18 protein-coding genes are annotated in these 20,769 nt (G+C 41.0%); 15 read left to right on the top strand and 3 right to left on the bottom strand.

The features are described from left to right. Positions 1-34 precede the first annotated feature (34 nt). Both BLR86_RS22705 and BLR86_RS22700 read right to left on the bottom strand, forming a co-directional pair. On the bottom strand, positions 35-502 hold the full coding sequence (locus BLR86_RS22705) for a phage tail protein (protein WP_090767208.1): 468 nt from the start codon (positions 500-502) through the stop codon (positions 35-37). A 21-nt stretch (positions 503-523) separates the two neighbouring features. After that, entirely contained in the window at positions 524-1,003 is a 480-nt protein-coding gene (locus BLR86_RS22700; protein WP_090767205.1) for a GyrI-like domain-containing protein, read from the bottom strand. Between the two features lie 110 nt (positions 1,004-1,113). Here BLR86_RS22700 and BLR86_RS22695 point away from each other — a divergent pair, with 110 nt between their 5' ends. Then, positions 1,114-2,076, top strand: a complete 963-nt coding sequence (locus tag BLR86_RS22695; RefSeq protein ID WP_090767202.1) for a helix-turn-helix transcriptional regulator — start codon at positions 1,114-1,116, stop codon at positions 2,074-2,076. 522 nt (positions 2,077-2,598) lie between these two features. Here the strand turns inward: BLR86_RS22695 and BLR86_RS22690 are convergent. Then, positions 2,599-3,345, bottom strand: a complete 747-nt coding sequence (locus tag BLR86_RS22690) for a type II toxin-antitoxin system Phd/YefM family antitoxin (protein ID WP_090767199.1) — start codon at positions 3,343-3,345, stop codon at positions 2,599-2,601. Between the two features lie 644 nt (positions 3,346-3,989). On the opposite strand from BLR86_RS22690, the gene BLR86_RS22685 reads away from it, so the two are divergent. The 14 genes from BLR86_RS22685 (at position 3,990) to BLR86_RS22620 (ending at position 20,596) form a co-directional block, all read left to right on the top strand. After that, the gene (locus BLR86_RS22685; RefSeq protein WP_175493020.1) at positions 3,990-4,676 is read left to right on the top strand and encodes a GntR family transcriptional regulator; all 687 of its coding nucleotides are present in this window, start codon (positions 3,990-3,992) and stop codon (positions 4,674-4,676) included. 39 nt (positions 4,677-4,715) lie between these two features. Next, positions 4,716-5,255 carry a TRAP transporter small permease gene (locus BLR86_RS22680; protein WP_090767196.1) on the top strand — a complete coding sequence of 180 codons (540 nt, stop codon included), beginning with the start codon at positions 4,716-4,718 and terminating at the stop codon, positions 5,253-5,255. A gap of 3 nt (positions 5,256-5,258) precedes the next feature. Then, the gene (locus BLR86_RS22675; RefSeq protein WP_090767193.1) at positions 5,259-6,536 is read left to right on the top strand and encodes a TRAP transporter large permease; all 1,278 of its coding nucleotides are present in this window, start codon (positions 5,259-5,261) and stop codon (positions 6,534-6,536) included. Between the two features lie 37 nt (positions 6,537-6,573). Further along, complete coding sequence (locus tag BLR86_RS22670) at positions 6,574-7,572, top strand: 2-hydroxyacid dehydrogenase (RefSeq protein WP_090767190.1); 999 nt, start codon at positions 6,574-6,576, stop codon at positions 7,570-7,572. A gap of 1 nt (position 7,573) precedes the next feature. Then, a complete protein-coding gene (locus BLR86_RS22665) occupies positions 7,574-8,593 on the top strand; it encodes a TRAP transporter substrate-binding protein (RefSeq protein ID WP_090767187.1) in 1,020 nt (339 codons plus the stop codon). A gap of 22 nt (positions 8,594-8,615) precedes the next feature. Next, positions 8,616-9,626: a zinc-dependent alcohol dehydrogenase gene (locus BLR86_RS22660; protein ID WP_090767183.1), complete on the top strand. Its 1,011-nt coding sequence runs from the start codon at positions 8,616-8,618 to the stop codon at positions 9,624-9,626. Between the two features lie 15 nt (positions 9,627-9,641). Then, positions 9,642-10,400, top strand: coding sequence for an SDR family oxidoreductase (locus BLR86_RS22655; RefSeq protein WP_090767180.1), 759 nt, complete (start codon positions 9,642-9,644; stop codon positions 10,398-10,400). A 73-nt stretch (positions 10,401-10,473) separates the two neighbouring features. Next, positions 10,474-11,451: a Gfo/Idh/MocA family protein gene (locus tag BLR86_RS22650; RefSeq protein ID WP_090767177.1), complete on the top strand. Its 978-nt coding sequence runs from the start codon at positions 10,474-10,476 to the stop codon at positions 11,449-11,451. Between the two features lie 96 nt (positions 11,452-11,547). Next, positions 11,548-12,312 carry a sugar phosphate isomerase/epimerase family protein gene (locus BLR86_RS22645; protein ID WP_175493019.1) on the top strand — a complete coding sequence of 255 codons (765 nt, stop codon included), beginning with the start codon at positions 11,548-11,550 and terminating at the stop codon, positions 12,310-12,312. A 544-nt stretch (positions 12,313-12,856) separates the two neighbouring features. Beyond that, positions 12,857-15,286: a beta-glucosidase gene (locus tag BLR86_RS22640; protein WP_090767170.1), complete on the top strand. Its 2,430-nt coding sequence runs from the start codon at positions 12,857-12,859 to the stop codon at positions 15,284-15,286. Between the two features lie 225 nt (positions 15,287-15,511). Further along, the gene (locus BLR86_RS22635; RefSeq protein WP_217642427.1) at positions 15,512-16,957 is read left to right on the top strand and encodes a right-handed parallel beta-helix repeat-containing protein; all 1,446 of its coding nucleotides are present in this window, start codon (positions 15,512-15,514) and stop codon (positions 16,955-16,957) included. Between the two features lie 875 nt (positions 16,958-17,832). Then, complete coding sequence (locus BLR86_RS22630) at positions 17,833-18,711, top strand: radical SAM/SPASM domain-containing protein (RefSeq protein ID WP_090767164.1); 879 nt, start codon at positions 17,833-17,835, stop codon at positions 18,709-18,711. A gap of 123 nt (positions 18,712-18,834) precedes the next feature. Then, on the top strand, positions 18,835-19,899 hold the full coding sequence (locus BLR86_RS22625; RefSeq protein ID WP_090767161.1) for an undecaprenyldiphospho-muramoylpentapeptide beta-N-acetylglucosaminyltransferase: 1,065 nt from the start codon (positions 18,835-18,837) through the stop codon (positions 19,897-19,899). A gap of 91 nt (positions 19,900-19,990) precedes the next feature. After that, a complete protein-coding gene (locus BLR86_RS22620) occupies positions 19,991-20,596 on the top strand; it encodes a lysozyme inhibitor LprI family protein (protein WP_090767311.1) in 606 nt (201 codons plus the stop codon). The last annotated feature ends 173 nt before the right edge of the window (positions 20,597-20,769 follow it).

The following is a 20,769-nucleotide window of genomic DNA, read 5'->3' as shown; positions in this document are numbered from 1 at the left end:
CTATTCGAATGCCTGCAAACTGATTTTGCTTCCTTTAATATTCTCCTTTAATGACAAAATACGAGCCCCGAATGGTTCCAGCCAGCTTAGACTTCTGCCTAGCAAACTTAAACTTCCCTTCTAACTCCTTTGGTACCTCCATCCCCTCTGAAAGCTTAAAACCAACAGCTCGCTTCGGCTTAGGGTCATCAACCGTATACATGACGTTGACCGAAAGACCATCCTCATAAAAGACGTAGGCTATTTTTATATTTTCCACTTGAAAACGCGATGTTTCTAATGGCTTGGCCGCAAACTCAATATCCCGTTCTTCCTTCAAAATCCGATTCACATAATCTAGGGTCTCCTGGCTTTCGCTAGCTGGTACAACCGTAAATTCATGCTTATATTTGTTCATAAAGTAACGAGCTTCATTCGCGCGTAAACCAGCAAGTGCATCTGCTGCTGGCGAAGACTCTAAACCAACCGTCGAAACATTTTTAAAATCAACGATATAGGACATTTCCATCCACCCTTTGTCTCTTTATTTCCTAACAACCGGAATCCACATTTCACCAAAAACTAAGCCATCTCTCTGCCCCATCTCAACGGATGCATTTGGGCCGCCAACATAGGCAACATCCGTTGCCTCTGCCAAGGCTTGGCCAAAGGCTATGCCAGTTAGCATATTGCTCAACTCTTCAGAACTTCCCGCTTCCCCTTTCACAACGAGGTATTCCCCTTTAGGAAATTGAATCACTCTGGTTGCTTCTGGTAACGATTTCTCTGTCATGACACCGGCATAATGCATCATCTTGTTATTTACTGCTTCGTTCACGGCAAAAATGTAGTCATTTGTGGCTACTGATTTTAAAGTGTCAAGCGTTCCATCTTGTTTAACGGCCGACCAAAAGTCTGACTTTTCCTTGGTTATGCCAACGTAGTCTGTGTAATCGCTCTTAAGTTCAGTTCCAAAACCTAAAACGGTAAAGCTATCTTTTTCTTCTAGGGTATAATTTGTCATATTCAAAACCTTCCTTTTTTAAAAATGAATCAAATGATTTGTCTTTTCACTTGATGAGTTTATAATAGCTTTAAATCATGTCAAAAAATGATACTGTTTAGGAGATTCCAATGAAAAAAGTTGAACGAATTAACATCATCATGCGGTATATCAACAACCGTTCCCACTTTACCATTTCTGAAATCATGCAAGAATTTACTATCTCTCGTTCGACAGCTATTAGAGATATCAGAGAAATTGAAGCTATGGGGATGCCGCTTGTTGCTGAAGTTGGACGGGATGGGGGGTATTTTGTCATGCACAACTCTGTCCTGCCCGATGTTCGCTTTACCGATAATGAAGTCAAAGCTCTTTTTATTGCCTTTATGGCCACAAGAAATCAACAACTCCCCTATCTAAAGAGTCGTCAGTCACTAGCTGAAAAATTACTAGGCCTCATTTCAGAAAACCAGCAAGAGACCCTAGTTCTTTTAAATCAAATCTTGCTATTTGAAGGGACCAACCCGAATAATCCTGACCTGCTTGATCTGACAGACCTCCCACATCCGATATTAGAAAAACTCATCCAAATCCTTCTATTGGATCGGTATTTATTGATTACCATTAAAGAAGAAAAGGTAGTAGAGTCTTATCCCATCTATCTTCTGCACCTTTATCGTGAAAAAAGCCTGTGGCTGATTGAAGGCTTTGACTTAAAGGAAGAAAAGAAGCAGATTTTTCATGTCGACAATCTAACCGATGTCGAACCATACCCTACCCCAAAAAATTCGAGTAAGAAAAAGATTTTAGAAAAACTAAGTAAGCAGGATGAAGTTATCAACCTTTTCCTTGAACTTGGTCCTAAAGCGATTGCACAGTTTAAAAAATACCACCCTTTAAAAGTTTCCATTTCCTATACGAATCCTTACCAAGCCACAGCCATTCTAAAGACTTTTATCAATGTCAAGAATCCCGAAGAATTGACTGAAATAACCAATTGGCTGCTTTTCCTAGGTGAAGATATCAAGGTCAAGGAAATGCCAGTAGAAGTTCTAGAAGGTTTACAAAAGAGATTATGCTTATTCTGCCCATAAGCAATGCCAGTTACACTTTATCTGTTACTGTGAACCTTGCGAACAGTGCAGGAACTATTCGCAAGCGTGACATTCTTGTAATCGTTGGCGTGAAAAATGCTAATTCATTTTAGTTTTTGGCTACCCTAAAAATAAGCAGTGTTATAAAAATGGATAAATATTATAGACAATACCGCTTATTTTCATACCACATGGTGAAAATTTATTTGCATGGGTGTCTCTGTTAATATTCATTGTTGATTTTCGTGTAGAAAAATTTTTTAAGCGGAGAATTTCCGGCTAATGTCGATAGTGGAGGCTTAAGGAGCAGATATAAGCGGAGATATTCCGACTAACTGTTCACAATAAGACAAAAGCCATCGATTTGGAACGTATAACCGGAAAAACTCCGCTTATTTTAAGGGAAATATGGGAATATCCCGAAATAAACGGAATTTCTCCGCTTATTTTTCAAATTGGGTGAAATCAACATTTACCTTTAACACCACAGTCTAGTTTTTAAGTTCCTAGCATGAAAACCGATTAAGTTTTCACTCTGAAAATTCTCCTGATTTCAGCACTTAATCCCGTAAAGATGAAGGATTGTGCTGCGTCGCTATTTTTATATGTTGTACTATTGCTAATATTATTATCTTCAAAAAGATAGACAGTTACTTCCTTATTGTCTGGATTAACGATCCAGTACTCGCGCACCCCACAAGACATGTACAGATCGAGTTTCTTAATAAGATCTTTTCTTCGTGTACTTTTCGAAAGTACTTCTACGACAAGTGACGGGACACCTTTATAATAGTCATCTTCATTTAATTTTTCTTCTAGATCACAAATAATCATAATATCGGGTTGAACAATATTAATATTTTCCGATGTTCCTCTAAGCTCAATATCGTAAGGAGCGACAATTGGGGTACAATTTGTATCTTGAAAAAAATTATAAAAAATGCCAAATAACTCAGTTATAACGATTTGATGAACAGTTTTTGGCGAGGCGAGCAAATAGATTTCTCCGTCAATATACTCGTACCTTTCATCGGATGCCTGTTGTAATTGAAGAAACTCATCATAAGATGCTTTTTTTCCAAGAAGGCTGTATTCTGGTGCTTTTTCATGGATCTCATCTGTTACGTTTGTATACCCTGATGCCGATTCTTTAATCGATGTTAATTTAGCAATTTCTAAACCATTTCGAGTAATGAGAATATCCTCTTGTACCGCAAGCATTAAATACTTTCCAAAATTATTTTGTAACTCAGTTGAGCTGATAATCATTAATGACACCTCCTGTGTTAGCTAAAATAGCTAATTTAGCTAATTGGATTGTATGATAATAAATATTTATTTTCAAGTGTAATGAAACAAGAATATTAAGCAAACAGTTACAAGCACTGTTTGCCTTTTGGCGCTAATAATCTTTTATTCGTATGTTTGGCAGAGCTCTCCTTGTGTAAACAATATAGTAAAGTGCTAGTTTTTCTAATAAGCGATAATAAACGTTATATAGAAAGGCTTTTCTAAACCATGGAAGAAAAGATTAAGGAACTTACACTATTATTGCCTGTGGAAATTTGGAGTCTATCTTTTCTTTTTCAAACAGAGGATGGTGGCAGGCTCGAATCAAATTCGAAATACACTATCCCCATATACACACAATAACTAGGTACCTAACCCCGGATGCATTAAATATTTTACGGGGATTAGGTACCTTTTTCGATGGCACATTATCTTGTAGGGGGATTTGGTGATAACTGGATTATTTTGGAAATAACCGGAGTAGAACTAAGGGTTAACCCAAATTATTAAAATTTACAGATTATACAAATAATTATTGACTGTTGTCCACTTGTCGACTAGTATATTGATTAAGGTAATAACAGCGCTTACATGATATAAAACACCAAAAGGGGATGAGTACATTGGATTTTCCACAAAAGTGGCTGCAGAGTGATTCTTTAGGAGAATTAATTTCTAATGAATTAAGGCTGCAAATTATCAACGGGACAATTCCTAGAGATACTGTATTAACAGAGAGTCAAATCTCTAATAAATTTGACACTAGCAGATCACCTGTTAGAGAAGCTTTTAAAATTCTAGAAACAGAGGGGCTCATCCATTTGAAACGTATGGGAGCAGTAGTCCTTGGTTTAGAAGAAAAAGATATTAAAGAATTATATGATGTGAGGTTTTTACTAGAAAAATTTTGTATGCAAATTCTTTTAGAAGATTTTGATGAAGAAAAGGCAAATGAATTTTATCGATTGATTGATTTAATGGAATTGAATATGAAGCATAATGATTATTCGGAATTCGCCTATCATGATTTGCTTTTTCATGAAATGTTTATCTTAAGCGTAAGTCACAAGAGAATTTTACATTTATGGAAGAATATTCGAAACATTGTCCTTTGCCTTTTGTTTGTTGCTACAGAGAAACGCTTTTTAGAGGATAAAGGGGAAATAGAAAATTTATTGAGAAAACATAGGGCGATTATTGATGCTTTAGTAGAAAAGAATGAGAATCAGCTGAATTCATTAATGGAAGAACATTTCAATGATACGAAGGTTACAGTAATGAATGCTTACCTGAGGGAAATTAAATCTTGAGTGATAACCTATCAAATAAAAAAAGAAAGGGTGAAAATTATGGAGAAAATAGGATCATTGTTAAATAGATTACTAAATGGCTTTATGGTTGCTTGTTTAGTTGGAATGTGTATATTAATATTCTCAAACGTTGTTTCCCGGTATATTTTTTCCTCAAGTATTACATGGGCAAATGAATTATCCCGCTTCTTCTTTGTATGGCTGATTTTCTTTGGTGCCATTGGTGCGTTCATTAAGAACGAGCATATGGGTGTAGATATGCTTGTTAAAAGGTTTTCAAAAAAAGTAAAAAAGACGTTATACATCATCACGAATCTCATTATTTTAATTTTATTGTATAACATCTTAGACGGCAGTATAAAAATTACTCAACTAAGTTTGGATAGTCCAGCCCCAGCAACGGAAATACCTCTTGCGTTTATGGACGGTATGGGGATTGTAGTGAGTATCGGGATGGCAATCATCATTTTCATTAACCTTTTCAAGGTTTTTATTAAAAAAGATGATATCGACCAGTATATATTGAGCGCAAATGAAATGGATTTAATGGATGAGTCTATTGACGGGAGAGAGGAATAAAAGATGACATTAGTGATATTTATTGTTGTATTATTCGGTCTCATTTTAATCGGAATGCCTGTTGCCTTTTCTCTCTTAGCCACTTCAGTAGCACTCATGCTTTACCTTGGTAATTTCGATACACAAATTATTGCCAAAAACTTAATCAGTGGCGCAGATAATTTCCCCCTTATGGCGATTCCATTTTTTATTCTTGCTGGAGAGATTATGAATGCTGGTGGAATGTCAAAAAGAATTGTTGGATTTGCCATGGCCATTTTCGGACATGTCCGTGGCGGATTAGGCTATGTTGCTATTTTTGCAGGTATACTTTTTGCTGGTCTTTCTGGTTCAGCTGTTGCAGACACAGCAGCACTTGGAGCGATTCTGATTCCAATGATGGTTCAAGCTGGATATAATCGTGAAAGTTCCACTGGTTTAATCGCCTCAGCTGGTATTATTGCACCAATATTACCGCCAAGTATTCCTTTAATTATCTTTGGGGTTACAAGTGGCGTATCCATTACAAGTTTATTTATGGCCGGTATAGTTCCAGGGATCATGATGGGAATTGGTTTAGTGATTGTTTGGACACTTGTCGTTCGGAAAAGTAAAATGACAGCAATTCCAAAAAAGTCGGCATTGGAAATAGTTAAAGCACTTGGAAGCTCATTTTGGGCGTTATTGCTCCCCGTCATCATTATTGTTGGATTACGTGGTGGCATTTTCACACCAACTGAAGCAGGGGTAGTGGCAGCCGTTTATGCACTAGTGGTAAGTGTTGTCATTTATCGCGAAATCAATTGGCCTGATCTTTATAAGGTCTTTATATCTACAGCTAAGACAACAAGTACGGTTATGTTTTTAATAGCGACAGCAATGGTTTCTGCTTGGTTGATTACTGTTTCAAATATTCCTACTCTGATTAGTGATTTCTTAGGGCCTTTTTCACATAATCAAACTTTATTATTGATCGTTATTATGTTGATTTTATTAGTTGTTGGAACTGCAATGGATATTACACCTGCGATCTTAATTTTAGTACCAATCTTTATGCCAGTCGTTAAAATGGCAGGCATTAATGAAGTCTACTTTGGGATTATCTTTGTCCTAACGGCCACAATTGGTTTATTAACCCCACCAGTAGGAACCGTCATGAATGTAGCCGCTGGTGTAGGGAAAATCAGTATTGAGAAATTCGTTAAGGGTGTTTGGCCATTTCTATTAGTCTATGTTCTAATCGTCATTTTGTTAATTTTGTTCCCAGCTATTATTCTAGTTCCACTAGAGTGGTTGTTGTAATTAGTCATTAGTAGATTATAAAAAGAGGAGACTGAGAATGGAAAAACCTAATGTTGTTGTCATCGGAAAATTGCCGGAACTAGTACTTGCAAGGTTAGAACAAAAAGCAAAGCTAAAGGTATGGGACCGACCTGAAAGAATTCCCCAAGACATGTTAACTCAATGGCTTAAAGATGTAGAAGGTTTTATTAGTAGAGGGGATATTCAAGTAAATGATCAATTGCTATTACAAGCACCACATCTACGTGTCATTGCCCAATCTTCAGTAGGATATGACAACGTTGATATGGAAGCATGCACGAAACGTTCGATTCCTTTTGGTAATACACCAGAGGTATTAAATAATGCTACGGCGGACCTGACTTTTGGTTTACTATTGTCTGCAGCCCGCAGAATTCCTGAAGGGAGTCAATTCGTTAAATCAGGTAAATGGAAGAGCCCATTTGATGTCCCAATGGGGGTTGACTTATTTGAAAAAACTCTGGGTATTGTCGGTATGGGAAATATCGGAAGGGGTGTAGCCAAACGTGCGCAAGCCAGTGGAATGAATGTCATTTATCATAATAGAAGGGAAAATAATGAAAACGATAAGTTAAATGCGACATACGTATCATTTGAACAGCTTCTAGAAAAATCTGATTTTATCGTCGTTTTAGTCCCATTAACATCCCATACAAGAGGGCTGTTTGGTAAAGAGGAATTTACAAAGATGAAATCCTCTGCTTATTTTATCAATGCATCCCGAGGTCCTGTTGTCAATACGAATGCTCTTTATGAGGCACTCAAGGAAGAACAAATTGCTTATGCATCATTAGATGTTACAGATCCAGAACCAATCAATATGGATCATCCGATTATGAGTCTTGATAATGTCTTGATTACTCCTCATATTGGAAGCGCTACAATAGAAACAAGAACGAAGATGGCAAATTTAACTGTAGATAATATACTAGCAGGTTTAGAAAATAAACCTTTACCTACATGTGTCAATGAAAAGGAATTGAATGGGCTTCAAACTCAAACTAGGAGGATTTAATATGAAGAAAAAATTCGGAATATTCACATTGCTAATGATTATAAGCTTACTCATTGCCGGGTGTAATTCAAAATCATCTGTTTCTAGCTCAGACGAAAAAAAGGTCGTTATTAAAATTGCGAATAACTTTGGAACCGATCATCCGCATAATGTAGCATTAAGGGAAAAATTTAAAACAATTGCTGAAAAAGAATCGGATGGAAGTCTGGAAATAAAAATCTATGAAAGTAACCAGTTAGGTGCAGAATTAGCTGCATTTGACGGAGTTAGAAACGGAACGATTGAAATGGCAATCGCTGGTACCACTGTATCAGGTAATCCCGAGAAAATAAAAGTCGGTGACTGGCCGTTCCTATTCGAAGATTTAGAGCATGCGAAAAAGGCTTACACAGGTGAAGTTGGTAAGGAGATTGCTGCGGAATTACAAGAGAAGACAGGTGTTAAAGTATTAGGATGGGCTGCTAACGGATTCCGTTCATTCAGTAGTAATAAATCAATTGAAAGTATGAAAGACTTTGAAACTTTCCGTCTCCGGATGCCAGACCTGCCAGAATATATTAGTATCGGTAAGGCATTAAATGCAGAAGTTATTTCACTGCCATTCTCTGAAATTTTTACTGCATTAGAACAGCATGTTGCGGATGGTCAAGATAACCCAGTCTCTACTGTAGTAGCAAACGGCTTCTATGAAGTACAAGATCACATTCTTCTTTCTAATCATGTATTCAGTCCTAGTATGTATGTCATGAATGCAGACTTATATGAGAATAAATTAACGGATAAACAAAGAAGCGCAATTGATAAGGCTGCTCAAGAATCAACCGAATATCAATGGAAATTGTATGGTGAAAGTCTTGAAAAAGATATAAAAACATTAAAAGAGCATGGAGTAAAGGTAACTGAACCAAGTAAAGATTTTAGACAAGATATGGTTGATGCAATGGGACCTTTCTTTACAGAGCGTAAAGCAAAATATCCATGGGCAAAGGACATTTTGAAAAAAATTGAAGAACTTAAATAAGATTTGATGGGAGTAGGAATTCATGAAAGCTGGACAATATATATCGCCAAATAGGGTTGCCTTGGCCAATATAGAAAAGCCTTCGATTGTCGAAGGGGAAGCATTGGTTAAAGTATCACACGCCGGAATTTGCGGTACAGATATGATGATTTATTTCGGAAAACATCCAAGAGCAAAAGCCCCATTAACGATGGGACATGAATTTAGTGGAGTAATCGAGGAAATAAATGGTGCTCATGTTTTTCAATCAGGTGACCGTGTGGTAGTAGAACCTACCATCGGTTGTGGAGAATGTGAACCATGTCAATCAGGAAATGGTCATGTTTGTGAAAGTTTAAAACTTATTGGAATCGATATGGATGGGGGATTTGCGGAATATGTCCGCGTCCCTATCGATCGATTACATAAGGTACCAGCAGAACTTTCCTTAGCAGCTGCCGCCCTGGCTGAACCCGTTGCAGTTGCTGTTCATACCGTTAAACGGTCTACTTTGAAAGCCGGAGACAATGTAGCGATCCTAGGCGCAGGTCCAATCGGGTTATTAATCGGATTAATCGCAAAACTAAATGGAGCAAAAGATATTTTTGTTTCTGACATTAGTCCATTTCGTTTAGCAAAGGCTGAATCACTAGGTTTCAAAGCTATTAATGCCTCGAATACAAATGTTGTGGATGAAATTTTATATCAAGCAAATGGAAGATTAATAGATGTAGTCTTTGAAGTAGCTGGCAATCAGTCTACGGTTGATCAAATGATCGATCTTATCAAAACACAAGGGCAAATTGTTGTTGTAAGTGTATTTAAAAATAAACCAATGATTGACCTTGCAAAAATGCATTTTCGTGAAATATCTTTGACAACCACTCGCTGTTACAGCAGCGATGATTTCAGTGCAGCAATTGAAATAATGGCTTCTGGAAAAATCGACTTGCCCTCCATTATTTCACACGAATTGGATATAGACGAGATCGAAAAGGGGTTTTTACTAATGCAGAAACCAGATGAATCATTAAAAGTATTAATAAAACAATAGAGAGGGGGACCTAAGATGCAACATTTGTTTTCATTAGAGGGCAAAGTAGCAGCTATAACGGGTGCAACGAGAGGAATCGGACATTCTTTAGCAGTGAGTTTAGCTGAAGCAGGAGCTGATATTGCTTTATTACAGCGTGATTCAACCCAAATGTTTGTCAAGGAAGAAATCGAGGCATTAGGAAGAAAGTGTGAAATTATCCAATGTGATTTAACGGATATAGAGCAAGTTAAAAATGCAGTTCCACAGGTAATTAAACGCTTTGGAAAAATAGATATCTTAGTCAATAATGGAGGAATTCAACGCCGTTCACCAGCAGTCGATTTTTCTGAAGAAGATTGGGATGATGTGCTGAAGGTGAATTTGAAAGCTGTTTGGATGTTATCCCAGCAGGCTGGAAAATATATGGTACCTAAGAAAAGTGGGAAAATTATTAATCTAGCCTCCCTAAATTCATTCCAAGGCGGTATCACGATCCCAGCATATGCGTCAGCTAAAGGTGGAGTAGCACAGCTAACAAAGGCACTTTCTAATGAATGGGCACAGCATAATGTTAACGTCAATGCGATTGTACCGGGGTATATTGCTACCGAAATGAACGAAGCCTTAATTAACGATAACACACGCAGCAAACAAATTCTTGATCGAATCCCCGCGGGTCGCTGGGGAACCCCGGAAGACTTTAAAGGAACGGTTGTATATTTAGCATCAGATGCATCAAATTTTGTACACGGACACCTACTGGCTGTTGACGGCGGTTGGTTAGGTAGATAAGCAGACGGGAATTGGAAATCTGATATACCACCAATTGAGATTTAAAAAGTAGAATAATAGGAGGAATGCTGCATTGAAATTTAACAAGGTTCGTTGGGGAATCATCGGCTGCGGGGACGTCACAGAAGTGAAAAGTGGACCTGCATTCCAGAAAGTAGAGAACTCCGAGTTGGTCGCTGTGATGCGGAGAACAGGAGAACTTGCACAAGACTATGCAAAACGGCACAATGTTCCGAAATGGTATGATGACGCTGAGGCACTTATTCATGATCCAGATATCGATGCGATCTATATTGCTACACCACCAGCATCACATAAAGAATATACGATCAAGGCAGCGAAAGCGGGTAAACCGGTTTATGTAGAAAAGCCGATGGCGCGAAATTACGCAGAATGTCAGGAGATGATCGCTGCTTGCGAAGCAGCTGGAGTTCCTCTGTATGTTTCCTACTACCGCAGGGCGCAGCCTCGATTTTTAAAAATAAAAGAGTTATTGGAAAATCAAGCGATCGGTGACGTTCGTTTCGTATCAACAACCCAGTATCAACCAGTTTTAGTAGATGAAAAAAATATCCCGTGGCGTGTGCAACCAGACCTGGCCGGCGGGGGACTGTTTTTTGATTTAGCCAGTCATACGATCGACATGCTAGACTTTTTGCTAGGTCCAATTAAGGACGTTCAAGGTTTTGCTTCAAATCAAGCGGGTGATTATCGTGCAGAAGATATCGTCTCTGGTACATATCTATTTGAATCTGGCGTCCATGGCGTAGGGAATTGGTGTTTTTCTGCTTTTGAAAATGTCGATGCGAATGAAATCGTCGGCAATAAAGGAAAAATAACCTTTTCCGTTTTTGGAAACGATCCGATTATATTGACGACAGCAAGTGGATCCGAGGAATTTAGCTTCGAACCAGCAGAACACGTCCATCAACCGCTTATAGAAACCATTGTAGCCGACTTAACTGGAGAGGGCAGCCAGTGTCCTAGTACCGGATTGACAGGTGCACGATCCAACTGGGTTATGGACAAAATGGTGAAGAACTTTTATTGATCCAAGGGGTCTACAGTGGCGGTTGGTTCTTGTGGCTCCACTAACCCCAAAAAGCCAGGAGAACCGTACCTATTGCTTAAAATGGAGGAAAAAGATATGAAATCACCTGTATTTATTGTAGCAACAACCTATAATCGTGATTTGGCCGAAGAATATGGGCAAGCTTATTTAGCCTCCGCCGCAGGAAAATGTGGCGCATCGGGGTTTGAAATCCGACGTGAACTGTTTAATTATGATGATATTCAGTTTGACGAGTTGATTGGTGTGAGGGATAAATATGATCTCTCGTTTGTTTATTCCGCGCCATTTCCACTATGGACATCTGATGGAAATTTAAACAAAAGTGAATTCTCTCGTGTGTTAGAAGAAGCAAAGCAAGTAGGGGCGGCTTATGTCAAAGTACCACTCGGGGCATATGAACCAAAAATAAATAATATTGACCAGTTAAAACTGTGCATAGAAGAAGCAGGCTACATGCATCTTTCCATTCAGTTGACAGTAGAAAATGACCCAACTGCTTTTGGCGGTAACATGCAAATATTACGTCAATTTCTCGATGATTGTGCGCAAGTAGGGATTCCGATGAAAATGACGTTTGATATCGGTAACTGGTCATGGGTAGGGGCAAATGTATTTGAAGCAGTAAAAACATTTATGAATGATGTTGTATATGTGCATTGCAAGCAAGTGGATGATTCCTCCAATCCGACAGGAACATTAACAGAGGATGATAAGGGTTCATGGAAAGAAGTCCTATCTTCCTTTCCAAAGAACCTTCCTCGCGGCGGCGAATTTCTGATTAGAGGAGAAGATGTAGAAAACAGTACGAAAGACTATATAAAACTGTTATCGTTAGCTTAAATTGTAGAACATCTATCAAACTCCTGAACCCATTTTTTCCTCGGTGCCTGCACTCGATACGTTAAATCTTTAACGTATCGAGTGCAGGCACCTTTTTATATAAGGGGTCCCCCTATTTCCCACAATGAAATAGAAGAGACAAGGCAGAGCCACTTCAATTACGGATTGTAAAACTCAAAACCATGGGGATGGTTCGGCTCTTTTTGCACCTGCAAAAAGAGTGCCACTAGAACCGTCCAAAGCCACTGAAAAAGTCCATTTAAATACGAAAAGGAGCAAACAATCTACTATATATTAGTTGTTTGTTCTTTTTTGTTAATCTGTATTATTGATACTTTCAAAATGTGCTACTTTTTCAGTGGTTTCGAACCTTCCCCGTGGCTTCCTAGCGTAATAGTATATCTAATAAGATTTACTAGATAGTAAAGGAGAGTTTAAAAAATGAATTATTTTAATACGAATAAACAACTTGATGTAAGGGAGATATTATGAAATGTATTAATTTCAATTCGAATAGACAACTAGATGTAAGGGAGATTTTAAGATGAAAAGAATGATTTCAATTCTATTGACAGCAATACTCTTCATGTCTACGTTAGTAATGCCTACTAATGCGCAGGAAGGTGGACCGGTAGGGACCAAGCCCTGGATGAACACCAAGCTCCCTGCTGTGGAGCGCACCAAGTTGCTTCTCGATGCGATGACGCTGGAACAGAAGATCCAGCAAATCGCCATCTCGCGCTTCAATGAGAACGACAAAGGTGAGACGGTTGTCATCAAAAGGGGCGGTAGTAACAAGTACCAAAGCGGCATATTCCCGCCTCAGGGTACCCTGCCCGGGTGTGAGTGGCAGGATACAGGCCGGCAGATCCGTGGAATCGAGGAACTGGGTATCCCCACAGTCCGCATGACCAACGGCGGTACGGGTGTGAAGGGTGGATCGTGTGGCAATGACCCGGTGGCGACGGGCCTGCCGTCAACCCCAGCTATGGCCGCGACCTTCAACCGCGGGCTGAACTATGAGGTCGGTCGAATCCTCGGCGAGGAGACGCGTGCCTTCGCGCATCATGTGATGCTCGGACCTGGCATGAACCTCGTGCGCCACCCGTACGGTGGCCGGAACTATGAGTACTTCAGTGAGGACCCGTACCTGACAGGTATCCTAGCGACCGAGCAGGTCAAGGCCATCCAAAAACAAGGGGTCCAGGCCCAACTCAAGCATCTAGCTGGCAATGAGCAAGAAACCGAGCGCTGGACGATGGGTGTCCAGGTTCCCTCAAGGGCCATGAATGAGCTGTACATGCTGCCATTTGAGATGACCGCTAAGAATGCTGACCCAGCCTCTGTGATGTGCTCGTTCCCAGATGTCAATGGCACCTTTGCCTGTGACAGCCCTGAACTGCTACAAGCTGCACTAAGGAAAAACTGGGGCTTCGACGGTTACGTGATGAGTGACCGTCGCGCGATTCACAACACGGTCGCTGCCATCAAGGCGGGTACAGATGTCGAGCTCGACTGGGCACCGCAGTACTACACTAAAGAAACGATCCAGAAGGCCATCGACTCGGGTCAAGTGACCGAGAATGACATTGACAATCTACTTCGTCCGCGCTATATCAAGATGATTGAGTACGGCCACATGGATAAGCCTTTCAACAAGTTCCTGCCTACGATCGCCGATCCGGTGGTCAACGGAGCTAGCGCTCGGAAGATGGCCGAGGAAGGTTCCGTGCTATTGAAAAACGCTGGAGGCTTCCTGCCACTGGCCGGCAAGCCGAAGTCAATCGCGCTGATTGGCGTCGAGTGGTTCGCCGGTATAGCCAAGCTGTCCCCGCGCTCCGTTCGGGACGACAACGAGAACGTCGTGACCCCTTATACGGTCACACCAAAACAGGGTTTAGAGAATGTCATCAAGGAGCGGGGCTATGGAACCAAAGTGACGTACAATGATGGCCGTGACCCGCAGGCTGCTGCTAAGCTTGCCACTGAGTCTGACGTCGTGCTTCTCATGATCGGCGACAACCCGCATGAGACCAAAGACCGCGAGACACTCGGCTTCCCGCCTATCGACCTCAACAAGAACCCGGATAAAGTGGACTGGGTGAAGCAGGAGCCAATGATCGACGCGGTTCTGAAAGCCAATGCAAAGAATACAGTTGTGGTCTTGAAAACTTCCGGTACGGTGCTCATGCCGTGGCTGGATAAGGTCCCTGCAGTCCTCGAAGCATGGTATCCGGGTATGGAGGATGGCAATGCCGTCGCCAATCTGCTCTACGGTAAGGTCAATCCGTCCGGCAAGCTGCCTATGACGTTCGGTGCTACTGAGCGTGAGGCCGCCTTCGCGACCGAGAAACAGTTCCCTGGAACCCGTCAAGACACAGGCAAGCCAGGAGGCCCTGGTCCGTACGGTAACGGTTCAGACCAGTTAATTGCCCAGTACACAGAGGGACTTAAGATGGGCTACCGCTGGTACGAGGCCAACAAAGTGAAGCCTGTCTTCCCATTTGGTTACGGCCTGTCGTACACGACCTTTAAGTATGACGGCCTCAAGGTGAAGAGTGTCCGCGGTGAAGTAGGGGGCCCAGGAACGCCGAAGGGTAAAGGAAAAAAAGACTTGTCTGGTATTGATGTATCCTTTACCATCACAAACACCGGTAAAGTTGCCGGCAAAGAAGCGGCACAGGTCTATTTGACCCTGCCGGACAAGGCGGGACAGCCTGCCAAGCGGCTTGTCAACTTCGAGAAGGTTGATCTTAAGCCAGGTGAGAGCAAGCGAGTGAATCTGCGGATTAACCTGGCTGACTCTAATCACCCGTTCTCCTATTTCATTCCGAAAGATCCGGATAACCTGGCGAACTGGGCTAACGGCGAGTGGGCTACCGCTAAGGGAAAATACCGCGTGCATGTCGGGGGTTCCTCAGCAGACACCCCATTAGTAAAGGATATCCCGTTGAACTTCAAAAGTAATCGATAGGCCTTTGACCATGGGATAACGTCGGCAACTGGGGAGGAATCGTCAGGCATTCCGAAGACAGTGAGCCCGCGTGCTCGGTGAATCAAGCCGAGGCCCGCGGGTTCATTGCTTTTCTCAACACCTTTATAATCGACAAAAGACGAAAAGAGTTAAGGAAGGACGTGAGAAGTATTTATGAAGGAATCTGTTCGAAATAGTAGACGAGGTCCGGCGCATTTGTGGTGTATGGCCATTAGCCTGATGGTCCTCTTGACCGCATGTAACGTTGCGGAATCCGAAGGGCTTGTCGGGAGCGATAAGGCTGTGGAACCAGCCCCGTCCGCGTCCAGCGACTGGCAGGTCCCCGGCTTGGTAGACCGGTCCGGCGCGCCGTTCAAGGTGCCGACGCCGAGTCCGGCAACTGGCAGGACCCTGGACGTCACGGACTTCGGGGCAGATCCGAATCCGGACTCACAAGACGACGCAGCAGCCATCAGGAAGGCCCTGGATGCGGCCAAACCGGGTGATGAGGTCATGCTGCCAGCTGGCACGTATGACTTGCGCTCCACTGACCCGACCGACGAGTCGGCGAACATCGTGCTGCGAAGCGGCGTGGACCTGCGCGGCGAGGGCCAGGAGAGAACTGTGCTGCTAACCTCCCTCGACGGCGAGGATGACAGCCGGGTAATCCGCGGTTCCGGCGTCCACGACGTTATCGTCGCTGACTTCACCATTACCTCCCGTCATGAGGGTTCACTCGGCGACGACCCTAATGACAGCGATGCGGGTGGGGGCCCGATGTACGGGATTTACCTCGGTGCCCACAAAGGGAAGGCCAGCTCTCGGGTTCTTGTGGAGAACCTAGGGATCCGCAGGTTCGAGCGCCACGGAATCTCCGTCAAGGCCAGCCGTGAAGTGACTCTCTCTGGAAACTATGTCAGTGAGGCAACTGCCGTTGGTCCCGGCGGACAGGGCTATGGCATTGCTATCGAGGGCATAGCAGACCAACACGAACCGGATGCTGCCAACGATTCCCGGCACAACGTTGCCATTGGCAATACCTTCGATGGCAGGCATCTCCGGCACGCCATTCTGCTGCAGTTCCCAACGCACAACAATCTCGTGGCGGAGAACACCATCTCCGGCAGTCTCCTCGACGCCATCGACCTGCACGGCGAGGGTGAATACCTGAACGAGATCCGGAACAACACAGTCATTGGCGGGCAGCAAGCGGGCATCGCGCTGGGCAATTCCGGCGGTTCCAAGAACAAGCACGACGCTTCTGGACCTGGAAACTGGGTGCACTCCAACAACCTGATTGGAAATCGTCAGGGAATTCTCGTCATCTTGGGAACTCCTGACACCCGCATCGAGGAAAATAGGATCACCGCCGGGGAGAATTCGAAGGCCGGCATTGAGGTCCGCAATGCGCCGGGAACGGAGTTGCACGGTAACCATATCACTGGAGGGACTGACGGGTTCTGGGCCATCCGGCTTAGTGAGGACCGCGGTGCTGACGGACGTGGCAAAGGAATCCCCACAGGCGTCAGGATCGAGCGGAACGTCATTCGACAGGCCGCCAACGGCATTAGGATCGATGCCGGAAAGGAACTCAGATTGGTCGAAAACGTCGTTGACGGTATCGACGGAGTCAAACAGAGGGTGGCCGACGGGATCGATGTGAGCCGGTAGGTAGGTCCAGCGGTTTCCTATAGAATCGCAACGGTGCGAAAGTTGAGTACTAGTCATTTATTATAACTTCTATAAAGAACCCAACCTTCATCAAAAAGAGGGCTGGGTTCTTCTAAAAAGTCCACTCAAACCATTAATAAATATTTTTTTAGGTTGGGGATCAGGTTAAACACCCGATCTGATAAATAGCCGGAACAATTCCGCTTAATTAGTAATTGACATTAAAAATATTCCAAATAGACGGAGAGATTCCGCCTATTGGCTCGAAAAACGTGAAAAAGGGCGATTTTGCTTTGCATAATCGGAAAACCTCCGATTATTTATCCCGAAACGAGCTCCATTTTGCATATAAAGGAAAAATCTCCGCTTATTTTCCTTTCGTTGGTTACTCAATTGAGGACAGGACTTCTTATTTAAAAGAAAGTGATTTAATTTAGCAATCTTTTTATTATTTCAAAAGAATCCAAGAGAACCTCATTTTGGTGCGCCACGGGGAACCGTATCTAAGTAAGGTAAGGTAAGGATGTCTCCTAAGACTACATAAAATGGAATACACTATATGGTGGAACGTTTTTGGTTAAAATTTCAACAATATGTTAGTTACCTAATCGTTCGTTAACATGTGAAGACCATTGGAGAAAATTCTCTGATGGTTTTCTACTATTATATAAGTAAGCAGTACAAGTGAAGAAATTCCTGTGTAGATAGTAGTAGGATATATAATAAGGAAAATACAAGTGCATTCTATTAAACAGAGAAATGGTACCAGTAGTTTCCTTAAATAAGCATGTTCTATTGTATGCCAAAAATGCTGTAATAGTGATAGAATAATAGTTCATCTTGTTCTAAGCAGTCAAAGAAGTGAGGAATTGATAGTGAAAAAATTTAAGAAGTTTTACTTAGAGATTACAAGTGTATGTAATCTTGCATGCAGCTTTTGTCCGCCAACAGAACGACAGAAGCAATTCATTTCTGTGGAGGATTTTTCTAAGAGATTAGACCAAATTAAACCGCACACAGACTACATTTATTTACATGTAAAAGGTGAGCCGCTGCTCCATCCTAAAATAGATCAATTGTTAGACGTAAGTCATGAAAAAGGGTTTAAAGTTAATATCACAACCAATGGAACATTAATTAATAAAAAGAGGGAGAAATTATTAAATAAGCCTGCGCTCAGACAAATGAATTTCTCACTCCATAGCTTTGATGGCCATATTGGTTCTAAAGATAAGGAAGGGTATGTGAAAAGTATCCTTTCTTTTATTAAAGAAGCAACGAGCCAATCAGAATTGATTGTTTCCTTGAGATTATGGAACCTTACACAAGACAATATGACGAATATGGAAAGACAGCGAAACAGAGAATTACTAGAAATAATTGAGAAAGAGTTTGATTTAGACTACAAAATTGAAGAGAAGGTAGAACCAGGAAGCGGCGTGAAAATTGCAGAACGCATCTTCATCAATCAAGATTACGAGTTTCAGTGGCCTGCGTTACATGAAGAAGAAGATGATGGGAAGGGCTTCTGCTATGGCATGCGCAATCAAGCAGGTATTTTAGCAAACGGAACGGTTATTCCTTGTTGTCTAGATGGTGAGGGAGTTATCAATCTAGGAAATATTAATGATCATTCATTTTCTGATATTATCGAGATGGATAGAGCAAAAAACCTTGTAGATGGTTTTTCACGAAGAGTGGCAGTGGAGGAACTATGTAGAAAATGCGGATATCGCAAAAGGTTTGGAAAATAGATAGGGAACAGTGCCTGGCACTGTTCCCTAAACTTTCGTTTGCAGAGTTTAGTAAGAATGAAGAATTTGCAGATTGTAATTACGTATAATGAATAGTAGAACAATGATTAATCAGGAGGGAATATGCCAAAGAAGAAAATTGTATTCACTGGTGGAGGTTCTGCTGGGCATGTAACACCAAATATTGCATTAATTAATGAACTCGACAATTGGGACAAATATTATATTGGTTCGAAAAAAGGAATTGAAAAGGAATTAATAGAAAAAACAGGCATTCCTTACTTCGGAATAAATAGTGGGAAACTTAGAAGATATATAGACTTTGAAAATTTCGTGGATATCTTTCGTGTAATAAAAGGATGTTTTGAAGCTAGAAGTGTTCTAAAAAAGATCATGCCTGATTTAGTATTCTCTAAAGGTGGATTTGTTTCGGTTCCTGTCATCATAGCGGCTAAAACATTAGGAATACCGATTTATATTCATGAAAGTGATATGACGCCAGGACTAGCAAATAAAATTTCGCAAAGATTTTCAACAAGGATATTTACTTCCTTTGAAGAGACAAAAAAATTTTTTCCTAAAAATAAAACGGTTGATATTGGTTCGCCTATTAGAAAAGAAATAGTAAATGGTTCAGCAATAAAAGGAAGAGATTTTCTAGGATTTGATCATCAAAGTCCCATTTTAACCATGATGGGAGGAAGTTTAGGAGCAAAAAAAATAAATGAAGTAGTTCGGCAATCTTTAGATCAACTAACGGCTACTTACCAGGTTGTTCATTTGTGTGGAAAAAATAACTTAGATGGCAATTTAGCCTCCCATCCAAGGTATAAACAATTTGAATATGTTCATGATGAACTACCTGATATATTAGCTGCAACGGATATCGTGATTACTAGAGGCGGCTCAAATGCCATATTTGAATTTCTAACTTTAAATATTCCAATGCTTATTATTCCATTAGGATTAAATCAAAGTCGAGGCGACCAAATTTTAAATGCAGAGGCTTTTCAAGATAAAGGGTATTCCCTTACATTGGAGGAAGAAAAACTTACTAGTGAAACGCTAATCGAAAAAGTAAATACCGTTTATAAAAACAGATATGAATTCAAAAAAAATATGAAAGAATCACATAAGGGGAACGCATTACAAACACTTGTTGACGAAATTAATAAATCTAGTACTTGAAAAGATAGTTCGCTTAATGTTTAAGCGAACTATCTTTTTTGCAGGTAACTGGAAAATTTATGTTAAAGTAGTATTAAAGGTGGGGATTACAATGAAAAATAAACAAATATTTTTAATGGTGTTGTTCACCATTGCATTTGTTTTATTGGCTGCTTGTGGAAACCCAACGAATAAAGACATAGCAGCTAGTACAACAAATAAAGATTCAGTAGAAAACAATGCTCCAGACAGTGGTGACAACAGTCCGGTAAATGTCCAAGAAGATACTTCTACTAATACTTCCACAAATTCAGATGATAAAGAGTCATCAAATTTCAATAATAGTGACAAGGAAGTAACGGAAAGTAAAAAGGAAGAGTATCTCCAAAAATTAAATACTACTAAACAAGCAACGGAAGAATTGAAAGCAACAGATTCATCAACATTCGCATTAAAAAAAGTGGAAAACGATAGATGGGAAATGTGGGATGCATTGTTGAATGAAGTTTACGGAGTCCTAAAGGAGCAACTTACTACAGAAGAGATGGACCAATTGAGAACAGAACAACGGAATTGGTTAAAACAAAGAGATGATACTGCACTAGAGGCATCGCTAAAATATAAAGGCGGTACGGAGGAACATTTAGAATATGTGGCTGTACTAGCAAATCTAACAGAAGAAAGATGCTATGTGTTAGTCGCAAATTATATGAAATGATTTTATAGCGAACAGTGCTTGGCACTGTTCGCTATAAACAGGACAGTAGTGGAATATGCTTCTAGCCGTAATCAAATCTTATCCAAACGCAAGGTTTTTAATATATCGTTATAACGAATGTTTGAATTTACAATATCTTTACTTCTTTGTTACTGAAATTGGATTAATATAGA

This window comes from Bacillus sp. OK048 (genome assembly GCF_900103525.1).
Taxonomy (GTDB): domain Bacteria; phylum Bacillota; class Bacilli; order Bacillales; family Cytobacillaceae; genus Neobacillus.
Note: the sequence above shows the minus strand (reverse complement) of the source record. Positions and strands in the feature narration are given on the sequence as shown.